We start from the raw sequence: 19,787 nt of genomic DNA on the forward strand, positions 1-19,787 counted from the left end.
ATCGCCGCCGGCGGTTGACATCCTCGTCAACTGTATACATAATACTGAGTGCGTCCCGCACCCGAACGGCCCTTCAACGACGAAAGAGGTGGCGCCATGCCCCGCTCGAACCCTCGCCTGCTCCGCACGCTCGCTGCGGTCTCCGCCGGCGCCCTGATGCTCGGCCTCGCCGCCTGCAGCGGCGGAGGCGGCGCCTCCGCCGGTGGCAAGACCACCCTCGTCTGGTCGACCTGGGGCAGCGCCGACGAGCTCAAGCGCTATCAGGACTTCGACAAGGAGTTCATGAAGAAGCACCCGGACATCACCGTCAAGCTGCAGCCCGTCGCAGGATACGACGACTACCACTCCAAGCTTCTCGCACAGCTCACCAGCAACACCGCCCCCGACGTGTTCTACGTGGGCGACGACATGATCGGCCAGTTCGTCGGCTCGAACCGTCTCATGCCCGTCAAGGCGCTCATGGACGGCCCGAAGAGCCAGAGCAAGCTGGACGACTTCTCGCCGGGCCTGTTCGGCGCGGCGGAGAAGGACGGCGAGATCTACGCGGCCCCGAACGACTCCAACCCCGACGTGTTCTGGTACGACAAGGAGGCCCTCAAGGCCGCCGGCATCACCGACGACCCGGCCACGCTCGCCGCCGAGGGGAAGTGGACGACCGCCGCCTACCTCGACATGAACAAGAAGCTCAAGGATGCGGGCCTCACCGGCACCATGTTCTGGAACTACTGGGCCACCCAGTGGAGCTGGCTGAGCTCGCAGGGCGTGGACGCGCCCTACGACAAGAGCGGGAAGTTCGTCGCGAACAAGAACCCCGACGCGGTCAAGGCGCTCGACCAGTTCGGCTCGCTGTTCCAGGACAAGACCTTCGTCGTCGCCGACACCCTGCCCGAGGGGGCGGGCGCGGACAGCGTCTTCGTCTCGCACAAGGCCGGATTCTTCGTGCAGGGCCGCTACACGATCGGCACGGTCGAGGCCGCCGGGGTCAAGGACTCCTACGACATCGCCCCCTGGCCCACGCCCGACGGGAAGGCGGCCCCGACGGGCGTCGCGACCTCCTTCCTCGCGATCAACAAGAACACCAAGGTCAAGGACGCGGCGTTCACGTTCTGGACCGAGTTCCTCTCGGCCGAGGGCCAGACCTTCCGGCTGCAGGGCGGCGGCAACGCGGTCCCGTCCATCAAGGGCGCCGACAAGGTCGTGCTCGACGGCTACCCGGCTCACGCCCAGACGTTCCTCGACATGCGCGACATCGGCTTCGTCAACTACGCGACCGAGGCGAAGCTGCCCGGCATCCGCTCCGGCATCGGCGACCAGTTCCTCGCCCTGTACAACGGCAAGCAGGACGCACAGGCGACCCTCGACGCGGTCGGCAAGCTGGTCCAGAACGGCAAGTGACGATGAGCACGCAAGCCGTGACCACTCGGGCGTCGTCGACGACGGCGCCCGAGTGGCGGCGTGAGGCCGGCTGGCGGCGGCGCGACCGTCGCTGGGGCTACGCCTTCGTCGGACCACAGCTGGTGGGGATGGGCATCTTCGTGCTCCTGCCCTTCCTCGCCAGCCTCGTGCTCGCCTTCGCGAAGTGGGACGGCCTGACCGACCTGAGCTGGGTCGGCCTCGACAACTTCGCCGCGGAGCTGTCGGATCCGCTCTTCGGCCGCGCGATCGTGAACACCCTGCTGATCGCGATCATCACGGTCCCGATCGGCCTGGCCCTCGCGGTCGTCATCGCGGTCGCGCTGGAGAAGCTGAAGACCCGCACCCTGTACCTCGTGCTGTTCTTCGCCCCGGTCATGACCTCGACGGTCGCCGTGGCGATGATCTGGCAGCAGATGTTCCGCGCCGACGGGGTGCTCTCGACCACGATCTCGAAGGTCTTCGGGGTCACGCCGCCGGACTGGCTGCAGGATCCGCGCCTGGCGCTCATCGCCGTGTGCATCGTGACGATCTGGTCGTCGCTGGGCCTCAACGTGATCATCTTCCTCGCCGGGCTGCAGAACATCTCGCCCTCGGTCATCGAGGCCGCGCGGATCGACGGCGCGGGCGCATGGCGGCTTTTCACGAGCATCCGGCTCCCGCTGCTCTCGCCGATCGTCTTCTTCTCGTCGGTGGTCGCGTTCATCTCGTCGCTGCAGACCTTCGACACGGTCTACGTGCTGGTCAAGAACGCCGGTCCGGACAATGCGACCCGCACGATCGTCTACCACATCTACGACCTCGGCATGAAGCAGTTCAACTTCGGCCTCTCCAGCGCGGCGAGCATCATCCTGCTGCTGCTGACCCTGGTCATCACGGCGATCCAGTTCGCCGCCCAGAAGAAGTTCGTCCACTACGAGGATGACCCCGCATGAGCGTCGACGCCCCGCATCTGACCACCGGAGGCCGCGCACCCGCCACCGACTCCACGATCGCGCTCGTCGCACCGGGGCGACGGATCCGGCCGAAGCCGGCCGGCAAGGGCGCGCGCCGTGCCTCCGCCACGATCCTGCACGTCGTGCTGATCGTCGCCGGGATCGGGATGGTCTTCCCGTTCCTGTGGATGCTGCTGACCTCGTTCAAGACCCTGCCGCAGCTGCTGAAGGATCCGCTGTCGGTGATCCCGAACCCGTGGACGTTCGACAACTACGCGCAGGCGTGGGAGGCCGTGCCGTTCGCGCAGGCCTACCTGAACAGCGCCTACATCGCGGTGCTCGTCGTGATCGGCACGCTGATCACCGCGTCGATGGCGGGCTACGCGTTCGCGCGGATCCGGTTCCGCGGATCCAAGGTGCTGTTCATCGTGTTCCTCGCGACGCAGATGATCCCGAAGCAGGTCACGCTCATCCCGTTCTACCTGCTGATGACGCAGCTGGGCTGGGTGGACTCGCACCTGGCGCTGATCATCCCCGGCATGATCGCGAACCCCTTCGCCGTGTTCCTCATGCGTCAGTTCGTGCTGGCGCTGCCGAAGGAGCTCGAGGAGGCGGCGCTGGTCGACGGGGCTGGGCGGATCCGCACGTTCTTCACCGTCATCCTGCCGAACCTGAAGCCGGGGCTCGCGGCGCTGAGCATCATCGTCGCCATCGACGTGTGGAACTCGTTCCTCTTCCCGCTCGTGCTGCTGAACACCCCCGACCTGTTCACCGTGCCGCTGCTGCTGCAGTCGTTCCAGGGCCAGTTCGGATCCGTGAACTACGGGCTCGTGATGGCGGCTTCGGCGATCTCGACGGTGCCGATGCTCGTCGTGTTCGTGATCGGGCAGCGCCGGATCCTGAACAGCATGGCCGCATCGGGACTGGGAGGGCGCTGAGGTGCAGCAAACCGGGGAGTGCGAAGCCGAGGCGCACGAGGGCGGCGTGCGTTCCGTCGATGGGATGACCGCGGAGGCCCTCGCGCGGGCGGCCGGGCGCCACCTCGACCTGGAGACCGCGCCGTTCACGATCCCGCGCTCCCGGCTGCTCGTCTTCCGGGCCGGCGACGGCGTGCGCGTGCACACCTCGGAGTACGAGCGCAGCCTCGAGGAGTGCCGGGTGCTCGACGCCCTCGTCGCGCACGACGCGCACGGTCGGGTGCTCCCGGTCGCCGACGTGCAGCCGCACCGGATCTCGTTCGGCGCGGTGGCCGCGATGGACCCGATGGCCCCGTTGCCCGCCTCGCCTGGTTCGCCCGTTTCGCGGGTGGAACCTCCGCTCCCGTCGCAGAAAGTGTCGGAAAACGGGACGGAAAGCGACAGAAATCACCTGAGCGGGGTGTCCCTGACCTTCGACGGGCTGCGGGCCCTGAGCGTGGGCGGTGATCCCGCGGCCTCGGTGCGGATCACGCGGCCGGACGGAACGGTCGAGGAGCACCGGATCGGATCCGGCCTGCGGCTGGACGTGGCCGACGACAGGAGCGTCACGGTCGCGGCGCAGCCCGCCGGCGCCCACGCGGCGGCGGAGGAGGCCCGTGCGGCCGAGTGGGCGGACTGGTTCGACCGCTGCCCGCGGGTGCGCGCCGACCTGCAGGACATGGCGGCGTTCTGCTGGTGGGTGCTCGGCGCGAACATCGTCGAGCTGCCGGCGCTCGCCGGGGCCAGGGCGGTCGTGCCGTCGAAGATCGGCTACGTCGGGCTCTGGCAGTGGGACGCGTACTTCATCGCGGTCGGCCTGCGCCACGGGGATCCGGCGCTCGCGCGCGAGCAGCTCGAGCTCGCGTTCCGCTTCCCCCGTGCGAACGGACAGCTTCCCGACGTGGTGCACGAGGAGGGGATCCTCGCGACGAGCGACGACCTGCCCGAATCGGACCGGGCGAACCTCCGCCGCGCCGGATCCCGGATCGCGGATCCCACGGCGCCGGTGCCGCTGACCAAGCCGCCGCTCGCCGCCTGGGCGCTGCGCAAGGTGCTCGAGGTCGAGGACGCACCGGATTGGGCCGCCGCCCAGCTGGAGCGCGTGATCCGCTCGCAGGACTGGTGGTTCGCCGGCCCCGCGGAGAACGGGTCGGACCTGGACGGCGACGGGCTGCCCGAGTACGGGCATCCGTACTCATCGGGTCTCGACGACAGCCCGGTGTTCGACGGGCCGATCCCGACCACGGCGCCGGATCTCGCCGCCTACCTCGTGCAGCAGGACCGCGAGATCGCGGCGCTCGCCGCCCGGTATCTGCCCGGCCATGACCCGGCGCCGCATCTCTCCCGCGCCGATCGCACCGCGCAGCTGCTCGTGGAGCGGCTCTGGGATCCCGTCGAGGAGCGGTTCATCGCCCGCGGCGCGGGGGAGCGCATCGCGAGCGACACCGTCCTCGGGCTACTGCCGCTGCGCGTCGAGGGGCTTCCGGCCGAGGTGCGCTCCGCGCTCGTCGCCGCGATCGGCGACCCCGCGCGCTACGGCCTCGCGTGGGGGCTGCCCACGGTCTCCGCCGCGGATCCGGACTTCTCCGCGGAGCGGATGTGGCGCGGGCCGATCTGGGTGAACACGAGTGCGCTCATCACGGAGGGGCTCGAGACGGCGGGCGAGCCCGAGCGTGCCAGGGCGCTGCGCGAGCAGACCGTGCGCCTGGTGATCCACGGCGGCGGCCCGCACGAGTACTTCAACCCGCGCACCGGTCTCAAGGCCGAGCGCGCGACGACCGCGTTCGGCTGGTCCGCCGCGCTGTTCCTCGACCTCGCGGTGGCGCTGAGCCGCTGACGCGCCCCCGGGCCGGGTTTCCGGCGGGCTGAGCCTCGGGCGCCGGGCGAAGCTCCGCCCGGGGCCCCGCGCCCCGGCGCGCCCGCCGGGCTGCACTCTCGGGGACCGCTCTTGCAGCGAGGCTGCACTTCCGGTGCCCGGTCTTCGGGTGCCCGGTCTTCGGGTGTCCGCTGAGGCGGCAGCCCGCGTCCGGGGCCGCGCATCCGGGCCGCGCTCCCTGATTCGCGGTCCCTGATCCGCGCTTCCCTCCCGCCGCGGTCTTCCCTCCCCGCAGTCGCGCTTGTGGGGGAGGGAAAGGCCCCCAGGGAAGAAGGCGCGGAGCACGAGGCACCCCCACCATCGGGAGGACCGTCGCTCGGCGGATCCGTCGTAGTGTTTGCGTCACCATCCGTGTACTGTATGCAATACACAATTCTGACGAGGAGGTCATGATGAAGCGACGCGGCATGTTCGCGCTGGCGATCGGGGCGACGGCGGCCATCGCCCTCTCCGGATGCGCCTTCGGCGGCGGAGCGCCCTCGAAGAACGAGACCCTGAAGCCCGGAGCCGAGGCGACCGGCACGATCACCATCTGGTCGTGGGACGTCGCCGCGACGGCGCTCAAGCGGCTCGGCGCCGACTACGAGAAGTCCCACAAGGGCACGACGATCAAGGTCGTCGACATCGGCTACGACAACGCCTACGACAAGATCTCGGTCGGGCTGCAGGCCGGGACGGGGCTGCCGGATCTGATCACGCTCGAGACCGACCACAACCAGAGCTACATCACGCAGTTCCCCCAGGGGTTCTCCGACCTGTCTCCCGTGCTCGGCGACAAGAAGGCCGGCTTCGATCCGTTCAAGTGGTCGACCGGCACCGACAAGGACGGCAAGCTGCGCATGGCGCCCTGGGACTCGGGCACCGTCGGCCTGTTCTACCGCACCGACTACTTCCAGGCCGCCGGCGTAGATCCGGCCTCCGTCAAGACCTGGGACGACCTCGTCGCCGCGGGCGAGAAGATCAAGGCGGCCACGGGGCACACCCTGCTCACCGCCGATCTCTCCGCCGGCGGATCGCTCTCGATGTACCTGCAGCAGCAGGGCCAGGGATTCTTCGACGACAAGGGCGACATCACCGTGAACTCGCCCGCCGCGGTGCGCACCCTCACCCTGCTGCAGACGATGCAGAAGAAGGGGCTGATCACCAATGCGAAGGGCTGGGACGCGAGTGTCACCAGCGCCAAGGACGGCGACTCCGCGGTGACCCCCGAGGCGGTGTGGTGGATCGGCACGCTCGAGGGCGAGGCGCCCGAGCTCAGCGGCAAGTACGCCGTGCGCGACCTGCCCGTCTTCGACGACACCAGCGCCCCGACCTCGAACAACGGCGGATCCGGTCTCGCGATCCCCGCGCAGGCCAAGAACCCTCAGCTCGCGGCCGACTTCCTGGCCTTTGTGCTGGCGAACACCGACAACCAGTCGAGCATGATGCAGAAGGAGGGGCTCTTCCCGGCCTACCTGCCCGCGCTGAAGAGCGACTTCTTCGAGCAGTCCAGCGACTACTTCGGCGGCCAGAAGGTCTTCCAGGCCTTCGCCGAGCTGACGCCGAAGATCCCCTCGATCTCCTTCACCTCCGACCAGTCGGTCGCGAGCGACGCCGTGGCGAACGCGGTCGGCGCCGCTGTGCTGAACGGCGAGGATCCGAAGAAGGCGCTGGACGACGCGGCCGCGCAGATCGCGAACTCGACCGGCCGCAAGATCGCGGGCTGACATGACCGTCGCCACCGTGCGGCGCTCCGACGAGGGGAGCCGCGACGACGACCGTCGCGGCTCCCCGCGCTCGGGCCGCCGCCTCGCCGCGCGCAGGCACCGCCCCGGGATGTGGTTCGCCCTTCCCGCGGCGGCGCTGCTCGCGCTGTTCTTCGCCTACCCGCTCGCGGTGTCGCTGCTGCAGAGCCTGTTCCGCACCTCGGGCGGGGTGAGCACGTTCGTCGGCTTCGACCAGTACGCGCGGATGCTGCGGGATCCGCTGGTGCTGAAGAGCCTCGGCAACGCGCTGCTGATCCTGGTCGTGCAGGTGCCGATCATGATCGCGCTCGCCGTGGGGCTCGCCTATCTGCTCAACCAGGCGTGGCTGCGGTTCCGCGCGGGGTTCCGGCTGCTCACGTTCCTGCCGTCGATCACCACGCTCGTCGCGTACTCGGTCGTGTTCCGCGTGATCATGACGACCGACGGCGGCATGCTGAACCAGTTCCTCGCGCTGTTCGGCGCCGGGCCCATCGACTGGCTCAACAACGAATGGTGGGCGCGGGTCGCCGTGATCGCCTCGATCACCTGGCGCTGGACCGGCTACAACATGGTCATCATCCTCGCCGGCCTCCAGTCGATCCCGCCCGAGCTCTACGAGGCGGCCCGCATCGACGGCGCGGGACGCTGGCAGACCTTCCGGCACATCGTCGTGCCCCAGCTGCGCCCGGTGCTCATCTTCACGAGCGTCACGTCGACGATCGGCGCGCTGCAGCTCTTCGACGAGAACTTCATCCTCACCGGCGGCGGACCCAACAACGCCACGCTCACCCCGGTGCTGTACCTGTACAAGGTCGGCTTCCAGCAGTTCGACTTCGGCTACGCGAGCGCCATCGCCTGGATGCTCGTGATCCTCACCGGGATCATCGCGCTCATCCAGTTCCGCATCATGAGGGAGAAGCCATGACGACGCAGCTGATCACCACCGGCCGGCGTCGCCGCGCCGGCCAGCCGTCCTCGTCCGGCGGGGAGCCGCTGCTGCGGCGGGTCGTGCTCCGCGCCCCGGTCTACGCGATCATGGTCGTGGCGAGCGTGCTCGCGCTCATCCCGTTCCTGTGGATGGTGATCGCCTCGACGCACAAGACCAGCGACCTCTTCGTCACCCCGCTGCCGATCCTCCCCGGCGGAGAGTTCTGGCAGAACCTGGGCCGGCTGCAGGAGAGCGTGGGCTTCGGCCAGGTGATGCTCAACAGCGTCCTCGTGGCCGTGGTCTACACGGTGTTCAGCTCGCTGATCAGCATCATGTGCGGCTACGGCCTCGCGACCTACCGGTTCCGCGGGCGCGGGGTGCTGCTCGGAGTGATCCTGGTCACGATGATGATCCCGATGCAGGTGCTGCTGGTCCCGCTGTTCCAGATGATGGCGAGCGCCGGATGGATCGACACCTATCAGGCGCTCCTCATCCCGTTCCTCGCGAACGCGTTCGGCATCTTCCTGATGCGTCAGGGCTTCCTCGACTTCCCGACGACGCTCATCGAGGCGGCGCGGATCGACGGCGCCTCGGAGCTGCGCACGTTCTACCGCATCGTGCTGCCGGTGGCCCGCCCGCAGATCGCCGCCCTCGTGATCTACACCTTCATCAGCCAGTGGAACTCGTTCATCTGGCCGCTGCTCATGCTCAACTCCGAGGACAAGTACACGGTGCCCGTCGCGCTGAACACGATGATCGGACTCAGCCGCGTGGACTACTCCGGGCTGATGCTCGGATCCCTGCTCGCGACCCTGCCGCTGTTCGTGCTGTTCCTGGTGTTCCAGAAGCAGTTCGTGGCCGGCCTGCTCGGCGGCGCCGTCAAGGGCTGACCCGTCGGACCGTTCTCGTCCCCGCGAGACCGAACCTGCGTCACGAGACCGTGGAACTCATCCGCGGTCTCGCGACGCAGGTTCGGTCTCGCGGACGGACTGGGCGGAGCGGACGGACTGGACGGAGCGGGCGGAGCGGACGGATGGTGCGACCGTGCGACCCGCGACCGTACGGACGTCAGGCCGAGAAGTAGGCGCTCGACGAGTTGTCGAGGATGCGCTGCATGCCGTGCGTCCAGTTGACCTTGAGCGCGGCGACCGCGGCGGGGACGTCGCCGTCGGCGAGGGCGTGCGCGATCGCGGCGTGCTCGGCGGCGACGCGGTCGATCTTCACGTCGTCGGCGACGAGGAGGGCCTCGTAGCGGTGGAAGGATCCCCGCACGCTCTCGATCACGTCGAGCAGGCGCCGGTTCGGGCACACCGACAGCATGAGCGCGTGCCACTCGTCGTCCTTGGTCATGACCAGGGAGTGCTCGACGTGCTCGTCGGTGAACGCGTCGGCGAGCTCGACGAGGCGCGCCCCCACGGCTTTCAGCTGGTCGACCGGGCTGAGCTCGAGGGCGAGGCTCTCCAGGGTCGCCATCACCGGGGCGAGGTCCTCGAACTCGCCGGCGCTGAGCGGCACGAAGCGGAAGCCCTTGCCGTTCTCGCTCGTGATCTGACCCTCCGACTCCAGGGCGATCAGGGCCTCCCGCAGCGGAGTGCGGCTGACGCCGAGCTCGGCGGCCAGCTGCACCTCGTTGATCCCCTCGCCGGGCTGCACCTTTCCGGCGCGCATGCGGGTGAGCAGCTCCTCGCGCACCTGGGAACGCAGGTTCTTGCGTTCGATCGCCATTCGTTCTTCCCCTTCGGCCGGTGCGGTCAGCCTACGGCTTGACCGTATCCCCGCTTCCAGCTACGCTTGTTGTATACAGAATACATTGAACAGATCTTCTGTACAGACTCAGAGAGGAGCCTCCGTGGCGCAGCATCCCGACGGCGAGCGGATCCGCGAGGTCCGCATCGACGCCCTGGCGTACGGCGGCGACTACAACCCCGATCAGTGGTCGGAGGACGTCTGGCGCGAGGACATCCGGCTCATGCTCGAGGCGGGCGTGAACATGGTGAGCCTGCCGATCTTCAGCTGGCCCCAGCTCGAGCCCGAGCCCGGCGTGTACGACTGGGCCTGGCTGGACCGGATCCTGGATCTGCTGCACGAGGCCGGGATCCGGATCGACCTCGCCACGGCCACCGCCACCCCGCCGTCCTGGCTGCTGCGGGCCCACCCCGAGATGGCCCCCTGGGACGCGGACGGGCACCGGCTGGAGTTCGGATCCCGGCAGACCTACTGCCCCTCGTCGCCGATCTGGCGCGAGAACGTCGCCCGGATGACCCGCGCGATCGCCGAGCGCTACGGCGAGCACCCGGGACTCGCGATGTGGCACATCTCGAACGAGTACGGCGACCACGTCTCGCGCTGCTGGTGCCCCGAGTCGGCCCGGCACTTCCGCCGCTGGCTGCAGGACCGCTACGGCGATCTCGACGGACTGAACGAGGCCTGGGGCGTGAACGTCTGGGGCCAGCGCTACACATCCTGGGAGCACATCGAGACGCCGAAGAAGGCGCCCGGCCCGGTCAACCCCACCAAGCTGCTCGACTTCGAGCGCTTCTCCTCCGACGCGATGCTCGAGCTCTTCCAGGTCGAGATCGACGTGCTCCGCGAGGTCACCCCCGACATCGCGGTCACGACGAACTTCATGAGCATGTTCCGCGACCTCGACTACTGGCGCTTCGCCGAGCGGGAGGACGTCGTCACCGACGACGCCTATCCGGATCCGATGGATCCGACGTCCCACGTCGGCGCGGCGCTCAACTACGGACTCATGCGCTCCCTCAAGGGCGGCCGTCCGTGGCTGCTGCTGGAGTCGTCGGCCAGCGCCACCAGCTGGCGGGACATCAACGTGCCGAAGGCGCCGGGGAAGATCCGCGTGGAGAGCCTGCAGGCCGTCGCGCACGGATCCGACGCCGTGATGTTCTTCCAGTGGCGCCAGGCCAAGTACGGCCAGGAGAAGTTCCACTCGTCGATGCTCGGCCACCGGGGCGAGCGCTCGCGCAGCTTCCGGGAGACGAAGGCGCTCGGCAACGAGCTCCGCAGGCTCGAGCCGGTGCGCGGCAGCCGGGTGCGCTCCCGCGTGGCGCTCATCGTGGACTGGGACTCCTGGTGGGGATCCAGCGCGGTCGAGTCGCTGCCGTCGCAGCGGCTGCAGTGGGCGCCGCAGGCTCGCGCCTGGCACCGCGCCCTCTCCACGCTGGGGCACCCGGTCGACGCCGTGCGCGCGGGGGGTGCCGACGCGGGGACGCCCTTCGACGGCTACGACGTGGTCGTGGCACCCAACCTCTACGTGTTGGAGCAGGGGCAGGCCGATGCTCTGCACGCCTTCGTGGAGCGCGGCGGGACCCTCGTCGTCGGGCCCTTCTCCGGGGTCGTCGACGCGACCGAGAAGGTGCACGACGGCGGCGCCCCCGGCCCGCTGCGGGGCCTGCTCGGCATCGAGGTCGACGAGCAGTGGCCGATCGCCGACGGCCGCACGGAATCCCTGGCCTACGGCGCGGACGTGCTCGAGGTGCCCAGCTGGAGCGAGTGGATCGAGGCCGACGCGGACGTCGAGATCCGCGGGGCGTACGCCTCGGGCGAGCTCGCCGGGCTTCCGGCGATCACCCGCCGTGCGGACGGATCCGGATCCGCCTGGTACGTCAGCGCCATGCTGTCTCCCGAGGGTCTCGTCGCGGTGTTCCGCGACGTGCTGCGCACGGCCGGCCTCCCCGCCCGCGATGAGGTGTCCGTGCAGGCCGAGGCCGTCACGCGCTCGGACGACACCACCGACTACACCTTCCTGCTCAACCACGCGGCCGACCCGGTCACGTTCCAGCTGCCGGCCGCCGGCCTCGACCTGCTCAGCGGATCCGAGACGGGCGACGCCGTGACGCTGGACGCGTACGGAGTCGCGGTCGTCGCCACGCCGCGCGCGACGCAGATCCCTTTCCTCACCCTGACCCACACCCCCCGGCCCACCCAGGCCACCCCGTCGAAGGAGCTGGCATGACGCAGACGTTCGTGCACCCCTACATCCCGAACACGGCGCCCGAGATCCACGCCGAGATGCTCGCCGCCGTCGGCGCCGCCTCGATCGAGGACTTCTACGCCGACGTGCCGGAGGACCTGCGCCTGCGCCGTCCGCTGGACGTGCCAGCGCCGCTGCCCGCCGAGCAGGACCTGGCCCGCCACGTGCGCGGGATCCTGGCGCAGAACCGCACCACCGAGGAGCGTCTGAGCTTCCTCGGCGCCGGGACGTACAACCACTACGTGCCCGCGGTCGTGGACGAGGTGATCCGTCGCAGCGAGTTCCTCACCGCCTATGCGGGCGAGCCCTACGAGGACCACGGACGCTTCCAGGCGCTCTTCGAGTACCAGTCCCTCATGGCCGAGCTGCTCGCGATGGACGTCGTGAACGTGCCCACCTATGACGGCTACCAGGCTACGGCCACCGGCCTCGCGATGGCCGGCCGCCTCACCGGCCGCATCAGGGTGCTCGCCGTGAGCGACGTGCTGCCGGAGAAGGACTCGAAGGTGCGCGACTACACGCGCGCCGGGCTGGAGATCGAGCGGATCCCCGGCGCGGGCGGCATCGCGGACGTCGCGGCCCTGCGCGACCGGCTCTCCGACGACGTCGCGGCCGTCTGGGTCGAGACGCCGAGCTTCACCGGCGCCGTCGAGACGCAGCTGCGCGAGATCGCCGACGCCGCGCACGCCGCCGGGGCCGTCGTCGTGGTCGGCACCGACCCGATCGGCTACGGGGTGCTGACCCCGCCCGCGCTGCAGGGCGCGGACATCGTCACGGGCGACATCCAGTCACTCGGCCTGCACCAGTGGTTCGGCGGCGCGCACGCCGGGTTCATCGCGGTGCACGACGAGCCGCGGTTCGTGATGGAGATGCCCTCGCGCCTCTTCGGCCTGGAGTCCACCGACGTGCCCGGCGAGTACGGCTTCGGCGACGTCGCCTACGACCGCACCTCCTTCGCGCACCGCGAAGAGGGCAAGGAATGGGTCGGCACCGCCGCCGCGCTGTGGGGGATCGCCGCCGGCGTGCACCTCGCGCTCATGGGACCGCAGGGCATGGCCGACCTCGGCGAGCTGCTGCTCGCCCGCACCGCCTACGCCCGGCAGCGGCTCGCCGCGATCGACGGCGTCCGCCTCGGCGACGACGCCCTGCACCTGCGCGAGTTCACGATCCGCTTCGACGGCGCCCGCGCCGCCGACGTCGTCGCCGCGCTGCGCGCCGAGGGCATCGAGCCCGGCGTCGTCGTGGACGAGCGGACGCTGCTCGTCTGCGTGACCGAGGCCACCTCCGCCGCCGACATCGACCGCCTCGCCGCTGCGCTCGCCGCGGCCATCGACACCGAGGAGAAGGACCAGTGAGCCTCCCCGTCGCCCCCAAGCCGAGCCCCCGCCGCTTCCAGCAGGCCAGCTGGGACGAGCCGATCGTCTTCGAGCTCTCCACCCCCGGAGAACGCGGCGTGCTCGTGACGCCCGTCGAGCCCGTCGTGCGCGAGGCCGTCGGCGACGTCGTGGCCGCCCTCCCCGAGGGCATGCGCCGGACGACCCCGCCGGCGCTGCCCGAGATCGCGCAGATGCGCGTGCTCAAGCACTACCTGCGCCTCTCGCAGGAGAACCTCGGATCCGACCTCAACGTCGACATCGGGCAGGGCACCTGCACGATCAAGTACTCCCCGAAGATCAACGACCAGCTCATCGAGGTGCCGCAGCTGCGCGCGCTGCACCCCGCGCAGGACCCGGCCGACACGCAGGGCGCGCTCGAGGCGATCTGGCGCCTGGAGCGGCTCATGGCCGAGATCTCGGGCATGGACGCCGTCTCGCTCGCCTCCCCGGGCGGATCCGCGGGCATCTGGACGAACATCGCGATGATCCGCGCCTACCATGCGTCGCGCGGAGAGGCGGAGCAGCGCGACGAGGTCATCACGACGATCTTCAGCCACCCCTCGAACGCCGCCGCGGCCAAGGTCGCCGGGTACAAGGTCATCACGATCTACCCGGATGCCGACGGCTACCCCGATCTCGCAGCGCTCCAGGCGGCGCTCTCCGAGCGCACCGCGGCGATCATGGTGACCAACCCGGAGGACACCGGGATCTACAATCCCGCGATCAAGGAGTGGGTCGACGCCGCGCACGCGGTCGGCGCCCTCGCCTCCTACGATCAGGCCAACGCCGCGGGGATCCTCGGGATCACCCGCGCCCGCGATGCCGGGTTCGACGTGTGCCAGTTCAACCTGCACAAGACGTTCTCCGCCCCGCACGGCAGTGGCGGTCCGGGGGCCGCGGCCAACGCGGTGAGCGCGGCGCTCGCGCCGTTCCTGCCCGGACCCCGTGTCGAGCGGGTCGACGGACGCTTCGTGGTGCGCGAGCCCGGCGAACTGTCCATCGGTCACGTCGCGCCGGCCCACGGCGTCATCCTGCACGTCGTGCGGGCGTACGCCTGGATCATGGCGCTCGGGGCCGAGGGCATGCTCGAGGCCTCCCGGATCGCGGTGCTGAACAACAACTACCTGCTGAAGAAGGTGCTCGAGATCCCCGGGGCGTCCGCGCCCTACGCGACCGGGCGCCGTCGCATCGAGCAGGTGCGGTACTCGTGGCAGGAGCTGTTCGAGGAGACCGGGATCTCCTCGGAGGAGATCGGCATCCGGATGGCCGACTACGGCTTCCACTACTGGACGAGCCACCACCCCTATGTCGTGCCGCAACCGTTCACGCTCGAGCCCACCGAGTGCTACTCCAAGGCCGAGATCGACGAGTACGTCGCGGCGCTCGCCCAGGTCGCGCAGGAGGCGCGGGAGAACCCCGAGCTCGTCCGCACCGCGCCGCACAACCAGACCGTGCACCACACCCACCACGACGACCTGGACGACCCTGAGCGCTGGGCGATCACCTGGCGCGCCTACCGCCGGAAGTACTTCGGCGAAGCGCCGGACGGCCCCGCGCGGAGTGCCCTTCCGGATGCGGAGGTCGCGCTCGCCGAGCCCGTCGCGGTCGGAGCCTGATCGCGTGATCGGACTGGTCGTCAACCCTGTCGCCGGAGTCGGCGGGCCCGCGGGCCTCGCCGGCTCCGACGGTGCGGCCGTGCAGGCCCGCGCGGCGGAGCACGGCTCCGTCCCGCGGGCCGGCGGGCGTGCGGTGCAGGCGCTGGCGATCATCGCGCGCGCGCATCCCGGAGTGCGCATCCTCACCGCGGCCGGAGCGATGGGCGCCGCCGCGGTCGCCGAGGCGGGGCTGGAGCCGGTCGTGGTGTTCACGCCGGTCGGGGATCCCACTTCGCCCGAGGACACCGCCGCCGCGGTGGCGGCCGTGGCCGCCGCCGGAGCGACGCTCGTGCTCGTCGCCGGCGGCGACGGCACCCTCCGCGACGCCGTGCGCGGGCTGACGACGCCCACGGGCCGCCCCGCCGTGCTCGGCATCCCCGCCGGCGTCAAGATGTACTCGCCCGTGTTCGCGGTGAGCCCGGTCGCGGCCGGATCCCTCGCCGCCGACTGGATCGGGCCGGATCCGGTCCCCACCGCCGAGCGCGAGGTGCTCGACGTCGATGAGGCGGCGCTGCGCCGCGCCCGGGTCGAACCCGTGCTCTACGGCACGCTCCGCGTCCCCCAGCGTCTCGGCCGCACCCAGGCGCGCAAGGCGCCGACGCCCGCCACCGAGGAGGCCGCGGTCGCCTCCGCCGCACGGGCCGCGGTCGCCGCGATGCGCCCCGGCGTGCGGTACCTGCTCGGTCCCGGCGGCACCACCGCACGGATCGCGGCGGAGCTCGGCGTGGCCAAGACCCCGCTCGCCGTCGACGTCGTGCTCGACGGCGCTGTGATCGCCGCGGGCGCGGACGAGCGGCGCCTGCTGGACGAGGTCGCCGCCGGGCCGGCGCAGGCCGTGGTCACCGTCATCGGCGGCCAGGGCTTCCTGCTGGGACGCGGCAACCAGCAGCTCTCGGCGCGGGTGATCCGCGCGATGGGATCCGATCCGCTCCTCGTCGTCGCCCCGGAGCAGAAGCTCGTCGACCTCGCCGGGCGCCCGCTCCTCGTCGACACCGGTGACGCCGAGCTCGACGCTGCGCTCGCCGGGCACGTCCGCGTCATCACCGGCGCCGCGGCCACCGCGTTCTACGCCGTCTCCGCCCCCGAGACCACCCCCGTCTGACCCCCACCCGCAAAGGAACCACCATGCGACTGCAGAACAAGAACGCCATCGTCACCGGAGGCGCCGGCGGCATCGGCCGCGCCACCTCCCTCGCCTTCGCCGCCGAGGGCGCCAAGGTCGCCGTCGTCGACCTGAACGCCGAGGCGGCCGAGGCCGTCGCCGAGGAGATCCGGGCGGCCGGCGGCACCGCCCTCGCGATCGGCGCCGACGTCTCGAGCGAGGCCGACATCGAACGCGTCGTCGCGGCGGTCGTGGACGGCTTCGGCGGTGTCGACGTCGTCTTCAACAACGCCGGGATCATCCGCCGCACCACGGCGGTCGAGACCACGGTCGAGGAGTGGGACCGCGTGTTCGGCGTCAACGTGCGCGCGATCTTCCTCATGTGCAAGCACGTCGTGCCCGTCATGGCGGCGAACGGCGGCGGATCCATCGTCAACACCGGATCCGGCTGGGGCCTCAAGGGCGGCGGTCAGGCCATCTCGTACTGCGCGTCCAAGGGCGCGGTGGTCAACATGACCCGTGCGCTCGCGATCGACCACGGCCCGCAGGGCATCCGCGTGAACTCGGTCAACCCGGGCGACGTCGACACCGGCATGCTGCGCGACGAGGCCCGCCAGCTCGGTCAGGACCAGGCCGGCTTCCTCGCCGAGGCCGCGGAGCGGCCGCTGAACCGGATGGGCCAGCCGTCCGAGATCGCCGCGGCCGTGGTGTGGCTCGCGAGCGACGAGTCGTCGTACGTGACCGGATCCGCCCTCGTCGTCGACGGCGGCGGCATCGCCTGAGGCGCCGCCCCGCGTGCCGACCGCGCGGCCGCTCGTGCGCGGTTCCCCGGGGGCGCGTTTCCCTCCCCGAGCCGTCTTCCCCTCCCCGGGGAGTCGCTGCTGCGGGGAGGGAAAGGCGACCGAGGGAGGGGAACGGCGCTCGTCCCGGATCCCGTTCAGCGTGCTCGCGTAGAATCGGTCCAATGACCGACGCGCATTCCGACGCCTCCGACCTCGGCGACGCCGTCGGATCCGGCATCGACCCGAACGACCTCGCGACGACCCTCCGGGTGCTCGCCGAGCTGCACGAGCTCGACCAGACCCACCCCGACTTCATCGAGGTGCGCCGGGCCACGGCCGCGATGTTCAAGGCCGCCAAGCGGGTGCGCCGACGGGAGATCCGCGACGCGATCGCCGAGGCCGACAAAGCCGTGATCGCCGCGACCGCGACGGGCGCCCCCGACCGCATCGACGACGAGACCCGCGGCCTCGACCTCGCGTCGAGCGTGGTGGACGCGCCCACCGCCGGCGAGCTGCTGAAGCCCCGCAACTGCTACATCTGCAAGCAGCCGTACACGACCGTCGACGCCTTCTACCACCAGCTCTGCCCCGACTGCGCGCGGTTCAGCCACGGCAAGCGCAACGCGCGGGCGGATCTGACCGGCAAGCGGGCCCTGCTCACCGGAGGGCGCGCGAAGATCGGCATGCACATCGCGCTGCGGCTGCTGCGCGATGGCGCGCACACGACGATCACGACGCGGTTCCCGCGCGACGCCGTGCGCCGGTTCGCGGCGCTCCCCGACTCCGCCGACTGGCTGCACCGCCTGCGCGTGGTCGGCATCGACCTGCGCGATCCCGCCCAGGTGATCGCGCTCGCCGACTCGGTCGCGGCCCAGGGGCCGCTCGACATCCTCATCAACAACGCGGCGCAGACCGTGCGGCGCTCGCCGGGTGCGTACTCGCTGCTCGTCGACGCCGAGCTGCAGCCGCTTCCGAACGGCCCGCTGCCCGAGATGGAGACCTTTGGGCACACCGCGGATCCGCACCCCGAGGCGCTGCAGGCGTCCGTCGACGCGCATCCGCTGCTGTCGATCGCCTCTCTCGGCGGCACGATCGCCGAGCAGAGCGGCCAGGCGCTCACCGCCGACGACCTGGCGCGACTCGCGATGGCGCCCGGATCCTCGTCGCTCGCGAAGCACGCCGACGGCAGCGCGATCGACGCGGGCGGTCTCGTGCCCGACGTGAACCGGGTGAACAGCTGGGTGCAGAGCGTGGACCAGGTGGATCCGCTCGAGATGCTCGAGGTGCAGCTCTGCAACACCACCGCGCCCTTCCTGCTCATCAGCCGGCTGCGTCCGGCGATGGCCGCGTCGCCCGCGCGCCGCAAGCACATCGTCAACGTCTCGGCGATGGAGGGTCAGTTCTCGCGGCGGTACAAGGGTCCGGGCCATCCGCACACGAACATGGCGAAGGCCGCGCTGAACATGCTCACCCGCACGAGCGCCGGGGAGATGCTGGAGACCGACGGCATCCTGATGACCGCCGTCGACACCGGCTGGATCACCGACGAGCGTCCGCACTACACGAAGGTGCGCCTCGCCGAGGAGGGCTTCCACGCCCCGCTCGACCTCGTCGACGGCGCCGCCCGCGTGTACGACCCGATCGTGCGCGGCGAGGCCGGGGAGGACGTGCACGGCGTGTTCCTGAAGGACTACGAGCCCAGCCCCTGGTGACCGCTCCGCCCCTGGTGACCGCTCAGCCTCTGGTGACCGCTCAGCCCTGACGTCGCGCCGCGCAGTCGGCCGTTCTGCAGGGAGGGTGCGCGTTCTGCAGGGCCGCAGCCTCCGGAAACCGCGTTCGGGGCCGGGAATCGCCAGGATTCAGCCCGCGGGTCCTGCACAACGGCGGGGCGGTCCTGCACAACGGCCGGGGCCTTCTGGATACCGAGGACCGGCGCCCGTCGTCCCCGGAAGGGACGTGCGCGGCGATACCCTGAGCGCACCGGATCCACCGTCCGGATCCCGTCCCGAAGGAGCGTCGCGATGATTCCCGAGATCAACTACTGGGCCGTCCTGCTCGCGACCGCGTCGAGCATGCTCGTCGGATCCGTCTGGTACGCCCGCGGTGTGTTCGGCACGCGCTGGGCCCGCCTCGCAGGGATCGACCTCGACAACCCCAAGGGCAACCCCGTCCTGGCCATCATCGCGACGGTGGTCGTGAGCTTCGTCACCGCGTGGGTGCTCGCGGGGGCGACGGCGATCGCCTGGCACTTCTACGGCGGATCCTTCTTCGTCTCGGCGCTGGTCACCTCGATCACGCTGTGGATGGGGTTCACGGCCGCGCGGTTCATCACGCACGACGCCTTCGAGGGGCGTCCCAGCTCGCTGACCGTGCTGAACATCGCGCACGAACTCGTCACGGTCGTGGTGATGGCCGTGCTCATCGGGGTCTGGCCGCCCGCGCTCGGCTGACCCGTTCAGCGCCGCACGGCGTAGCGGTGCAGGGTGACGCCCTCGTCGTAGGAGGCCTGCTCGAGCAGGTCGACGATCACCGGATCCCGGGTCTCGCCCGGACGCGGATCGTCGAACAGCGGCCGGCCGGATCCCAGGATCGCCGGGTGCGTGAACAGCAGCAGCTCGTCGAGCAGCCCGGCGTCGAGCAGGGCGGTGGCGAGCGTCGCTCCGCCGACGCCGATGTCCCCGTCCGTCTCGGCGCGCACGTCGGCCAGCCGGGCGACCGCATCGTCGCCGATCACCCGGGTGTTGTACGGGGCCTCGTGGCGGGTGCGCGAGACGAGGATCTTCGGCTTGTCGGTCCAGATCGCGCCGTACTCCTGCATGAACGCCGGCAGGGACCGGTCATCGCGGGCCGCGGGCCAGTAGTCCTCCATGATCTCGAACACGCGCCGGCCCTGCACCAGGAGCGCCAGTTCGGCGGCACGTCGATTGAACTCGCGGTGCAGCGGCTCGCCGATCCGCATCCAGTCGCCGCCACCGTCCTCGCCGGGAGCGGCCTCGATCCGCAGATCCAGCGACACGTTCATCCAGTACACGAACCGGCCCATGCGGTC

At 70.7% G+C, this 19,787-nt stretch carries 16 protein-coding genes; 14 read left to right on the top strand and 2 right to left on the bottom strand.

Features of this window, described 5'->3' with window-relative positions; all coding sequences use genetic code 11:
- The first annotated feature begins 96 nt into the window (after window positions 1-96).
- The 7 genes from WFJ01_RS12505 to WFJ01_RS12535 all read left to right on the top strand — a co-directional run bounded on the left by WFJ01_RS12505 (window position 97) and on the right by WFJ01_RS12535 (window position 8,722).
- Window positions 97-1,395 (top strand): ABC transporter substrate-binding protein, encoded by a 1,299-nt coding sequence (locus WFJ01_RS12505; RefSeq protein WP_336629201.1) that lies wholly within the window; start codon window positions 97-99, stop codon window positions 1,393-1,395.
- A 2-nt stretch (window positions 1,396-1,397) separates the two neighbouring features.
- Window positions 1,398-2,348: a carbohydrate ABC transporter permease gene (locus tag WFJ01_RS12510; RefSeq protein WP_292887956.1), complete on the top strand. Its 951-nt coding sequence runs from the start codon at window positions 1,398-1,400 to the stop codon at window positions 2,346-2,348.
- Complete coding sequence (locus WFJ01_RS12515; RefSeq protein ID WP_251447717.1) at window positions 2,345-3,286, top strand: carbohydrate ABC transporter permease; 942 nt, start codon at window positions 2,345-2,347, stop codon at window positions 3,284-3,286. The genes WFJ01_RS12510 and WFJ01_RS12515 overlap by 4 nt, the downstream gene beginning before the upstream one ends.
- 46 nt (window positions 3,287-3,332) lie before the next feature.
- Entirely contained in the window at window positions 3,333-5,141 is a 1,809-nt protein-coding gene (locus WFJ01_RS12520; protein WP_336629202.1) for an amylo-alpha-1,6-glucosidase, read from the top strand.
- A 428-nt stretch (window positions 5,142-5,569) separates the two neighbouring features.
- Complete coding sequence (locus WFJ01_RS12525) at window positions 5,570-6,886, top strand: ABC transporter substrate-binding protein (RefSeq protein ID WP_336629203.1); 1,317 nt, start codon at window positions 5,570-5,572, stop codon at window positions 6,884-6,886.
- 1 nt (window position 6,887) lies between these two features.
- Window positions 6,888-7,829, top strand: coding sequence for a carbohydrate ABC transporter permease (locus tag WFJ01_RS12530; RefSeq protein ID WP_292887945.1), 942 nt, complete (start codon window positions 6,888-6,890; stop codon window positions 7,827-7,829).
- Window positions 7,826-8,722: a carbohydrate ABC transporter permease gene (locus WFJ01_RS12535; protein WP_336629204.1), complete on the top strand. Its 897-nt coding sequence runs from the start codon at window positions 7,826-7,828 to the stop codon at window positions 8,720-8,722. Before WFJ01_RS12530 ends, WFJ01_RS12535 begins: the two co-directional genes overlap by 4 nt.
- Window positions 8,723-8,900: 178 nt before the next feature.
- Here WFJ01_RS12535 and WFJ01_RS12540 read toward each other — a convergent pair whose 3' ends face one another.
- Window positions 8,901-9,557: a GntR family transcriptional regulator gene (locus WFJ01_RS12540; protein ID WP_251447694.1), complete on the bottom strand. Its 657-nt coding sequence runs from the start codon at window positions 9,555-9,557 to the stop codon at window positions 8,901-8,903.
- 124 nt (window positions 9,558-9,681) lie between these two features.
- On the opposite strand from WFJ01_RS12540, the gene WFJ01_RS12545 reads away from it, so the two are divergent.
- From WFJ01_RS12545 to WFJ01_RS12575, 7 genes are all read left to right on the top strand, one after another.
- A complete protein-coding gene (locus WFJ01_RS12545) occupies window positions 9,682-11,805 on the top strand; it encodes a beta-galactosidase (protein WP_336629205.1) in 2,124 nt (707 codons plus the stop codon).
- Complete coding sequence (gene gcvPA / locus WFJ01_RS12550) at window positions 11,802-13,178, top strand: aminomethyl-transferring glycine dehydrogenase subunit GcvPA (protein ID WP_336629206.1); 1,377 nt, start codon at window positions 11,802-11,804, stop codon at window positions 13,176-13,178. The genes WFJ01_RS12545 and gcvPA overlap by 4 nt, the downstream gene beginning before the upstream one ends.
- On the top strand, window positions 13,175-14,815 hold the full coding sequence (gene gcvPB, locus WFJ01_RS12555; protein ID WP_336629207.1) for an aminomethyl-transferring glycine dehydrogenase subunit GcvPB: 1,641 nt from the start codon (window positions 13,175-13,177) through the stop codon (window positions 14,813-14,815). Before gcvPA ends, gcvPB begins: the two co-directional genes overlap by 4 nt.
- 4 nt (window positions 14,816-14,819) lie before the next feature.
- A complete protein-coding gene (locus WFJ01_RS12560; RefSeq protein WP_336629208.1) occupies window positions 14,820-15,956 on the top strand; it encodes an ATP-NAD kinase family protein in 1,137 nt (378 codons plus the stop codon).
- A 23-nt stretch (window positions 15,957-15,979) separates the two neighbouring features.
- A complete protein-coding gene (locus WFJ01_RS12565; protein ID WP_251447681.1) occupies window positions 15,980-16,738 on the top strand; it encodes an SDR family NAD(P)-dependent oxidoreductase in 759 nt (252 codons plus the stop codon).
- A 182-nt stretch (window positions 16,739-16,920) separates the two neighbouring features.
- The gene (locus tag WFJ01_RS12570) at window positions 16,921-18,450 is read left to right on the top strand and encodes an SDR family NAD(P)-dependent oxidoreductase (protein WP_336629209.1); all 1,530 of its coding nucleotides are present in this window, start codon (window positions 16,921-16,923) and stop codon (window positions 18,448-18,450) included.
- Between the two features lie 309 nt (window positions 18,451-18,759).
- On the top strand, window positions 18,760-19,188 hold the full coding sequence (locus tag WFJ01_RS12575) for a DUF1761 domain-containing protein (RefSeq protein WP_251447674.1): 429 nt from the start codon (window positions 18,760-18,762) through the stop codon (window positions 19,186-19,188).
- A gap of 5 nt (window positions 19,189-19,193) precedes the next feature.
- On the opposite strand, the gene WFJ01_RS12580 is transcribed toward WFJ01_RS12575, so the two are convergent.
- Window positions 19,194-19,781, bottom strand: coding sequence for a dihydrofolate reductase family protein (locus WFJ01_RS12580; RefSeq protein WP_251447671.1), 588 nt, complete (start codon window positions 19,779-19,781; stop codon window positions 19,194-19,196).
- Window positions 19,782-19,787: the final 6 nt, after the last annotated feature.

Source organism: Microbacterium sp. MMO-35, assembly GCF_037147555.1.
Lineage (GTDB): Bacteria > Actinomycetota > Actinomycetes > Actinomycetales > Microbacteriaceae > Microbacterium.